Origin of the sequence: Thermogutta sp., from assembly GCF_014359955.1 — a bacterium.
Taxonomy (GTDB): Bacteria; Planctomycetota; Planctomycetia; order Pirellulales; family Thermoguttaceae; genus Thermogutta.
This window is the reverse complement of record NZ_JACIYL010000088.1, coordinates 299-9,662: the sequence shown is the minus strand read 5'-3', so window position 1 is coordinate 9,662 and position 9,364 is coordinate 299. Positions and strand designations below refer to the sequence as shown.

The following is a 9,364-nucleotide window of genomic DNA, read 5'->3' as shown; positions in this document are numbered from 1 at the left end:
ACTCCAGTGTGGCCACTTCTCTTGTCATGCCGCTACCCGAGTACCTTTCTGTCCGCCAACTCGAAACCGCAAGGGCTGGCGCCCGCGGCATCAGCGATCTTCTGTGTTATTCCTCGTTGATCTTCGACTGCAGCGACTGATCTCTCGCCGTGACTTTTTCGACCAGCCGCTTTCGAAAATCTTTCAACTTTTCCGCCAGTTTCGTGTCGGAGAGCGCGAGGATCGCAATCGCCAGAAGCCCGGCATTCCGCGGTCCGCCGCTCCCAACTCCCACAGTAGCCACCGGGATGTCGCCCGGCATTTGGACCATCGACAGAAGGGAGTCCAATCCACCTGCCAAATTGGTCGGCACTGGAATGCCAATAACAGGAAGTGTGGTGTGCGCTGCGACCACACCGGCCAGGTGTGCCGCCCCGCCTGCTGCAGCAAGGATGATTTTCATCCCTCGCGACTCGGCCTCCCGCGCATACTGCGCCACTTTGTCGGGGGTACGATGGGCACTCATAACGTGCACCTCAAATGGAACCCCGAACTCTTTGAGGATATCGGCCGCCGCTTTCACATGAGGCCAATCACTGTCACTTCCCATCAGAATTCCCACCACTGCACTCATGTCCAGTCGTTCCTTCTCTCTAGGTTTCGGTGATCCTCGTACGCATTTCCCGTGTGATATAGTATGTTATCCGAGCGTCAAGTGTGTCGCGCTTTCACCTGAACGCACAGGGCGATCACTTCAGGCTCCCGCGACGACCATTGCCACGGCCTGCCCGATGCGTGAATGGTTGAGGACAACGGCGACCGGCGCCGCTGACACAGGTCCCTTATGAATAACGTTGATGGGACACCGCGGATCAGGACGTTCGCAGTTGAGGGTGGCGGGCACCTGTCCATGCCTGAATGCCAGAAGAGAAACCGCTAATTCTACAGCACCGGTTCCCGCTGCAAGGTTGCCGAAATAACTTTTTGGGGCCGTCACCGGTGCGTCCCCAAGTTCGCAGCGAATCGCGCAGGCTTCAGCGATGTCGTCTTCTACCGTTGCAAGTCCGTGGGCATTAACGTGCCCCACCTCGCGTGGGGTCAACTCTGCCATTCGGAGCGCGTCGTGAATCGCCCTTTTGACGGCTTCCCCGGACCACGCTCGATCCGGCCGCCGAGCCTCAAACGCACAGGCAAATCCCAGAACCCGTCCCAGAATCCTTGCCCCACGCGCTTCGGCATGCTTTCGGCTTTCGAGCACCACCGCTCCGGCACCCTCACCGTGAACCATTCCGTCACGATCCGCGTCGAACGGCCGACACGCCCTTTCAGGCTCTTCAATCCGGCTGGATAACTGGTACGCTCCGGTTCTAACCCAAACCGCAGGATGAATCCGGCAACCGGTTCCCCCGGCCACCATGACGTCGGCATCCCCCCGCTGGATCACGCGTACCGCCTCCATAATCGCAGCCAGGCTGGAAACTTCCGCGAGAGTCAGCGAGTTATTCGGCCCGCGGGCATCGTACGCAATCCCAATATGACATGCAGGCATATTGGGAAGGTACTTGAGAAGCCAGAGAGGATACAACTCCGAGAGTGCCCGAGTTCCCCACAAACTAAAATCAAATCGGCCGTCCACAATGCAGCTACGGATCGCGTTTGCAATTTCGTCCAGTTCGCAGGGGATCAGGTCTGCTCCGAATACGATACCCAACCGCTCTGGGGCGACGCCCGACGCCGCGATCCCAGCTTCCTGAAGGGCCATATCGGCCGCCACGAAGGCAAGCTGAATGTCTCGACTCATCACCTTCAGCGCCTTACGTGGGCGAATCTTGTCGGTGGCGTCGAAATCGGGTATCAGACCCCCGATTGCAAAGGGAAACGCCTGGCCATCAAGCACCGGAATCCGCCGAATGCCGGACCGGCCTTCGGAGAGAGACCGCCAAAACTCCTCCGGTCCCGTTCCAATCGGGCTGACAACTCCCAGGCCTGTTATGACGACCTCTGGCACATTGCTCATCTTTTCGAGGCGACTGTTTCCAATTCTCGCCACCGCCAAAAAAGAATGGGAAGACTTAACACTTCTTGGTCCAGCCCCTGCAAAACACACCCACCAGCGCAGAATGACCACCCCGGGCACGTCCTCCTCGCCACCCGTAAAACTGTGATACTACCCGAGGGACTTTTTTTCGACAAGAGAACTCCGAACTCATCCCGAGTGAGATCGCGAGGGCACCAAATTACGAATCCGCTGTGTAACGCAGGAGCCCCGGCCGGACAATTCGGGCAACGGAAAGTCGTGAATTGCCCGCAACAAGCCGTTGAGGTTGTGCCTCTCCACGCATTACCAAACAACACCTGGACGGAGCGGAGAAGGATTCTTGCCAAGCGCGTATCAACGTGGCACAATGGCCCACTCTGGCATGACATCACTGCTGAACGCCAACTCGCAAAGCGTTCAGACACCCGGCAGCTCCAGTTTCCCAACACAATTCACGCCCTAAACTTTCGAATGAGGTGACAACCATGTGTGGCAAGCAGACTCTTTGGAGATGGATTCTGGTGGTTGTCGGACCAGTGGCACTGGCAGGAACCGTGTCCGCAGGCGAGTTCGCAAATCCGCACCTTTGCCCAAAGGGCCAACAGCTTCTCCGGTATTTTCGCACAATTTATGGTAAGCAACTCCTCGCCGGGTACAACGTTTATCCGCATACCCCAGACGATTACCAGCAGACCGGACGGCACGCGGCCATCTGGGGTCGAGATATCCAGTGGCTAGGAGATGTCGATGAAGTCATCGCCCACGTAAAGAAGCACGGCTATATTTTGACACTCCACTGGCACTGGTTTTTCGGTGGGGATTCAGCCTGGACCCGTGAGCGCAAGACTCCCGTCGCCCTGGACGAGCTTTTAAAACCCGGGACACCGGAGCATGAGACCCTCATGAAGGAACTTTCCAAAACGGCAGACGTCCTGGAGAAGCTTCAACAGGCCGGCGTCGTCGTGTTGTGGCGCCCGCTCCACGAAATCGATGGCGGCTGGTTCTGGTGGACGGATCTTCAGCACCCTGAAAATACGGCCGAACTTTGGCGTGTCATGTTTCGCTACTTCACCGAAGAGCGTAAGCTCAACAACCTCATCTGGGTGTACAGTGCCGGGGTGGGAGACTTGAAAAAGAAACAGCCGGAATGGCGCCGCCGGTTCTATCCTGGAGACCAATATGTGGATATTGGAGGCATCGATATCTACGGAGTTGATCCGCAACAGGATGAAACACCCTATTGGGATTACTTTCGCGCAATGCAGGAAGTGTGCCCCGGGAAGATGCTGGCCCTGTGTGAATGCGACGCGATTCCCAACCCCGACAAAATGGCGGCCGGGAAAACCCCGTGCTGGCTCTACGCGCTACCCTGGTGGGGATGTCCTCACCCGCGGCGTTCGGTGGATTGGGCCCGGTTCACGATGAGCCATTCCCAGGTGATCACACTGGATGAATTGCCGCTTTTTGATAACGCCGGCTATGTCCCCGAGCTGGGAATCTTGCGGCCTGCGGACGACGGAAGCGGATGGTTTGCAGACTCTGCACCGGTTATTGAAGGCTTCGCGGCCGGGCGAGGCAGCCCGGTGACTCTCCTGCAATTTTTGGCGGACGGTAAGGTCGTGGGTGAAATACGCCAGCCACCGCGAGATTTCTCGTGGACATGGCCCAGCAACCTGCGGGGAACATTCGATGTATCCGCCCGGGCTTACGATGCGGAAGGGAGAGAAAATCTTTCCAACCGCGTGCACATTGCTGTCGGCGTTCGGAACGCTGCGCTAGGTCGGCCTGTGCGTGCCTCTTCCGGCACCAATCCCGAGGCCGCCGTCGATGGAAGCTATTATTCAGGATGGCGTGCAGCCAAGGATGCCGAAGAGGCCTGGATCGAAGTGGACCTTGGATCTCCTCTGGAGATTTCTCAGGTGAATGTGATTTGGGGGTGGAAAATTCACCCGTCGCGATTCGCCGTGGAAATCAGCACATCGACCCCGGACGATAGCGAGCGATCATGGGAGACGGTGAGTGTTCTCGACGATTTACCGTGGCAGCCATGGAAGGCGACTCATCGGGTCAGATTCGCGCCGCGCATCGCGCGATTGGTGAGAATCCACGCCTATCAGCGTGCCGGTCATCAGACCTGGGCCGGATATGATCTGGCGGAAATCGAGATCCCTGTTCCGGCCCGGTGAGTGCGCTCCAGTTCAATCGCGTCGTGGTCGGTTCAGGACTTCTTCGGCAGCGCTGCGGTTCATCCTGTCTCAAAGCGATCCAGAAAGAACGGCGGGTCTACGGTGAAATATCGGGAGGCCCCTTTTCCTCATGGTGCGTATCTGGTCGCATAAGATCACCCAGGGGCGTCTCTGTGGGAAATGCCTCCCTGAGCCAGGCCCGGGCGGCAAGCGCGACCAGAATCAGGCCTGCCAGCACGCCACATTCACTGAGTTCGACAAGCAGGTAAAGACCGCTACCGCTCAGAAGTAACGAGAGGAGCCTCAATACCAGGCTCACCCCTGCAACAGAGGCCAGCGCGACGAGTCCAAACTGCAGCCGATCGAGATTCAAACTCAGTGACAGACGTCGAATGGGCGGCAATGCCGGCGCGGGAGCTTCTCCCGTAAGAACGGGGGTCGGCCTTCGATCGGTAACATCCGCCTCCGGAAGCGCTCTTTTGAGCCGGGTTTCCGATACCGGCCGCCATGTTTCCATATTCAACGTCCACACGAGCGTAGCTGGTTTGATCACTCCCTCCCGAATCAGGGCGATCATTCGACTCTCTGGAACAGGCCCCATCCGCTGGTCGCCATCGGCGTAGTACCAAAGCGCTTCGGTGGCCCCTCCCGTTGTGGCGCCAGCCCCGTCTCGAGTGCTTGGAGCGGACAAGGGTTGGCCTGGTATAGAAAGGGTAACCCCAGCCGGCAAGCCATCTTCGTCAAAGGTTTCGGGCAGCTCATCTGTATCCAACTGCAAAGGCAGATGAGCACTCCGCACCAGACTCTCCAGTTCGCTGATGGGCCGCCAGGACTGTCTGTCCAGGGATATTTCCCATGTGGAAGCTGATCGACCGCGACGGATCAGATCGCGGAGTTCGTCCGGCGTGAACGGGCCGAAGATATTTCCGCGAAACCGCACGTGGATCTGGAGGTCCTGAGAAGACGGACTCATCGATGACTTCTCCCGAGCCAGCCTGTTTGGCTCAATGTTTGGCAAACCTCCCGATATTCTCTGCACCACCGCAGTTTAATTATGGGACGGAGGCACAAACGCCACGACCGGCCGTCCATTATACAGTCTCAAAGAGCCCGCTCTTTCCACCACGCCCCGCTCACCCTTCCACATTCCGATCTGCCGTAAAAACAGTCCTTTCCCACCCGGTGGGGGTTCAAGAATGAAAAGTGGCGTTCCATCCTGAATGTTCTCGCTGCGAACAGCACGCACGTACCAAACCCGCTGGTCATCCTCCAGCACAATACCCACCCATTCCAACCGGGGCCAGGGGATTGCACGGTACTCCTCCCGGGCAGCCGCCACCTGTTTCAGAACCTCTTCGGCCGACGGCAGCTTGTCGAAAAATGCACGCAGGTCATCAAAGTTGCTGATATTCTCCTGGGCCACACGCGGCCAGTCGTAATTGGCAGGATACTGGTCGCGCAGTTTTTGAAGCGGCTCCTGCCACATGTTCCAAAACGCCTCCCAACCGAGATCACCACTTTTGGCAACCATCAGTGTCTCCCAAAACAGGTGAAAGAGGAGGGGGAGCTCGGGAAGTTCGGGAGGTTCTTTACGAGAAAACCGAATGATCTCGGCTAATACCGTGTCGGCGGATGTTTCCCAGGATTTGGCACTCCAGTCTGCCAGAGCCTTTTCGACGCGGTTGTAAAGCACGGTATGCGGAGCACGTCCTTGATACTCCACCATACTCGATATGATCGGCAATTCCTCATCTTTATCGGATTTCAGGCTGCGCACCACCTTGATGAGCCTGCCGGGTTGTTCCCGGGAGTAATAGCGCCGTCCGTTTTTCAACTGCACAAGCCACGCATCGCTGATGAGCGGCTGTTTCCACTCCTCGTTGAGCGCGGGTACGACCGTCAGAGCCAGTTGATCGCGTTGAGAGATTCTCGTCAGATAGGTTTCCAGCTTCTGACGCTCCTGCGGCTTTAGTGGGAAGCCCTCAACCGGCTCGATCTGGAGAGCATTGATCTGTTCGAGCAGGGTCATTCGGACCTGCGCCGAAAGGACCGTTCGCGGATCATTCCATAAGGCTGCCGCATTATTCCACGCAGGCAGGGCATCAAGGCGCGGAAGCTCTGCTTCGACCATCATCAGGTCGGTTAACCCCGCCGCGTCCGCACTTGCGGCAATTCTGCGGACAGCCGCCAGATAGGCTTCTGCTCCCTGAGCCGCTGCCGAACATAGCTCGCGAATAGCCCTTTCTTTCTTGGAGGTTTTCGCCACTTCCATAAGCCTCGCGCTGGCGCGGTCGCGAAGCTGATTCAACTCCCTGTCGAACGTCAACCCCTTGTCATGGTTTTCCGCCACCAATCGGTTGATACGTTCGCCCAACTGCGACAATTGTTGTAATTCCTCTTCCACGGACAGGTTATTGCTGTGGACAATCCGATTGAGGTCTTCCTCCAACTGATCAATGCGTTTTCGAAACTCCTCTTCTTCCTCCGCCCGCAGCGCCGCCCAGCGCTTTTCGGCCTGCGCTTTCAGGGCAGCCACGCGGTCCTTTTCTTCCGGCGTCCGCGCGAGACTGGCGGCCTGTTCAAGCGCAGGTGCATTAGGCACGGTATCCAGGGAACGCTCCACCATGCCCAGAAGGTCGGCGAGCTTCTTTTGACGAGAGTTCTCTTCCTGACGCGCCTCTTGCAGCCGCGTTCTGACGGCGATCAATTCGGGCCTTTCCAAAAGTTGGGGATGCTTTTTTTCGAGCTCCGCCAGAAAGTTTTCTGCTTCCTCGAACTGGTTACCTTGGATGTAGGCTTCCACCCTGGCCACGGAGTCAGCGGCAAGCTGGTTGGTCCGGATTTGAGCCTGGACCGTCCACACGACGACGCCCACAGCAACAAAGACGAGCGCTGCAACCGCGAGCAAAATATTTCTCCGCAATGCCGCGCGACGACGGTACATCTCCAGGACTGCCGCGTAGCGATCCTCGACATCGGGAGGCAGTGTCACTCCCAACTCTTGCAGTGCCAGATACTGCTTTTCCAGCTCCGCCCGGGAAGGCGGATTCACAAGCATCTGCTGGAATTGATTGAACAACAGTCGGCGGCGGCGCTCGGCCTGTCGTTCAGCCTCCAATTGTTTGGCCAGGAGCATCGCAGGCTGCACCTTGTTTTGCAGTTCCCAATCCACCCATTGGGGAGCCGCGGCAGCCCGTTCCTGCCAGACCCGAAGCAGTTCTTCCACGCGAGACACATCCCGGCGTTCCATGGCTTCGCGAATGAGTCCAGCAAGATGCTCCATTTCGCGGCGGAAGGCTTTTCCGCGGAGCATTTCGACTGCCGACCGACACTGGGAAATCACAGACGCCGGCGGAGCACAACGCCACTGTCCAGACTCAAGCTCTTTCTGGATTTCTTCGAGCGCCGCGAGGTCTTCCGCCTTCAAGTGTTCCTGAATCTCTTGAGAGATTTGATCCAGCCAGAATTTTTCCAGCGTTTGCAGGTCTTCTACCCAGACGGGGTTTTCTGGTTCGGCCTCGGCGAGCTGCCTGAGCACAGCCGCCCGTTTGGCCAGCGGTGCCCGGGCGAGCGCCAGCAGCCGATGCTGGCGCAAAAGCCCCGCCAGCCCCTGTTCGCTTTCATACGCCTCATTGAGTTCCGCGACGTATTGGGTCAAAAGTTCCGGCGGTTGCGGCAATCGCTTCAAAGTGCAGATATCCACCCATGCGTCGCGATCGGGAAGATCCAATGCGTCGACGGCATCGAGAAGTCGAGGCGGGATATCGGCACGCCGGATGGCCTCACTTCGCTCACCCGCCTTGATGAGATGATGGATGTCCTGGAGCCGTTGGTTGACCTCCTGACAGGCCCTGGCGTAGGTCTCAGCAAGGTCGCGCAGCTCTTCGTCTGAAACGCTGGAGAGCGAGGCCAGAACCAACTCAATCTTGTCCGCAATGGCTTGGTAATCCATCAGGGCCACCCGTTTTGTCTACAACTTGGGACCGGCTTTCTCCAACACCTATTCCCGCTTAACTATTTCCACCCGTAAGTACTGTTAACCGTACCACCGTTACCCAGATGCGTTTTTGCAACGGTGGACCAATTTCCACCCAAAAGCCTAGTTTTGCAGTGACCCGTTCTGGCAGTGCTCCCTGGGCGTCTTCCGACTTTTTAACCTCAACGGCCGTTCCGCCGCCCTTCGGCTCAAGTGTCAAAATGATTAATTCACGATCGTTGGCACGGTATCGGTAGCTCGGGTGACTCCCACCCCAGCGGTTTTCAACCTTGAGCTCCAAAGGAATAGGGTCAGGAAGATTTGGAATATTTATGGGTCCAGCACCTAGTCGGAGCTCACGCTCCATCTTCCACTGATCAGGAAGCTCATAATAGACTTCGACCGGCTTGGCCCTTCCGTGGTATCGCACTTGGAAGAGTCGGAACCTCGTACTGGGGGACAAGCGACGTACGAATTCTCTAACGGACTGAGCCGTTATCCTGATCGTCCCTGGCAAGTCATCGACTTTTTGGAGGCTGAATTCGACGACCGACTCAATTGGGCAATCACTCCAAACGCGCGCCTCATCGGGAGCATAATTGGCCCCTCCGTTTTGCTCACCGGCCGTATCCGATTCTGGAGGGGAAGCCAGGGATGATAGAGCCGGAGCGGAGCTTTCTTGCGGCGGTGCAGTCTCGTTGCCGTGCGAGGATTCCTCTGTCTCTTTCGTCCTAGCGTGCGACTGTTGATCTCGGCCACTCGTCTGCTGGCTACCCGCTTCCGTGGGCCGCGGACGTGTCTCTGCGCTCTTGCCAGGAACGCCTTCAGCCTTCCTCTCACGACTCGATTCTGAGTCACCAGCAATTTTCGCCTGGTCGTTAGACGAAGCTGTTTGGTCAGCACGGTTGCTTCGAGACTCCAGGACCTTGGGGACGGATGTGTGTGGGTTCTTTCTGCGCACACCTTCCGATGTCTCTTTCTCGCCCTGGGCCGATGCCTCCCCCTTATCTTGATCTGTGTGATCGTCGCCGGAGTTATCACCTGAACCAGATTTGCCCTCTGATTTCGAGGCGATGAGATTGAATAGTCTATCGACTACCTTACCCGCCGGGGTGAGCGAAATCCCCACCATTGCGCCAAGCGAGAGAATCAGCATAATATCGGAATAGCACACGTCTGAACTCC

The 9,364-nt window shown here is 57.5% G+C and carries 6 protein-coding genes; 1 reads left to right on the top strand and 5 read right to left on the bottom strand.

Going from position 1 to position 9,364, the window contains the following annotated elements; translation table 11 throughout:
• Positions 1 to 106: 106 nt before the first annotated feature.
• On the bottom strand, positions 107 to 613 hold the full coding sequence (gene purE / locus H5U08_RS04555) for a 5-(carboxyamino)imidazole ribonucleotide mutase (protein ID WP_297030696.1): 507 nt from the start codon (positions 611 to 613) through the stop codon (positions 107 to 109).
• A gap of 120 nt (positions 614 to 733) precedes the next feature.
• Positions 734 to 2,107, bottom strand: a complete 1,374-nt coding sequence (locus H5U08_RS04550; protein ID WP_297030693.1) for a beta-ketoacyl-[acyl-carrier-protein] synthase family protein — start codon at positions 2,105 to 2,107, stop codon at positions 734 to 736.
• A 395-nt stretch (positions 2,108 to 2,502) separates the two neighbouring features.
• On the opposite strand from H5U08_RS04550, the gene H5U08_RS04545 reads away from it, so the two are divergent.
• A complete protein-coding gene (locus H5U08_RS04545) occupies positions 2,503 to 4,203 on the top strand; it encodes a glycosyl hydrolase (protein WP_297030690.1) in 1,701 nt (566 codons plus the stop codon).
• A 97-nt stretch (positions 4,204 to 4,300) separates the two neighbouring features.
• Here H5U08_RS04545 and H5U08_RS04540 read toward each other — a convergent pair whose 3' ends face one another.
• The 3 genes from H5U08_RS04540 to H5U08_RS04530 all read right to left on the bottom strand — a co-directional run bounded on the left by H5U08_RS04540 (position 4,301) and on the right by H5U08_RS04530 (position 9,353).
• On the bottom strand, positions 4,301 to 5,176 hold the full coding sequence (locus H5U08_RS04540) for a GYF domain-containing protein (protein WP_297030687.1): 876 nt from the start codon (positions 5,174 to 5,176) through the stop codon (positions 4,301 to 4,303).
• A gap of 75 nt (positions 5,177 to 5,251) precedes the next feature.
• Complete coding sequence (locus H5U08_RS04535) at positions 5,252 to 8,155, bottom strand: hypothetical protein (RefSeq protein ID WP_297030685.1); 2,904 nt, start codon at positions 8,153 to 8,155, stop codon at positions 5,252 to 5,254.
• 58 nt (positions 8,156 to 8,213) lie between these two features.
• Positions 8,214 to 9,353, bottom strand: coding sequence for a hypothetical protein (locus tag H5U08_RS04530; RefSeq protein ID WP_297030683.1), 1,140 nt, complete (start codon positions 9,351 to 9,353; stop codon positions 8,214 to 8,216).
• Positions 9,354 to 9,364 lie beyond the last annotated feature (11 nt).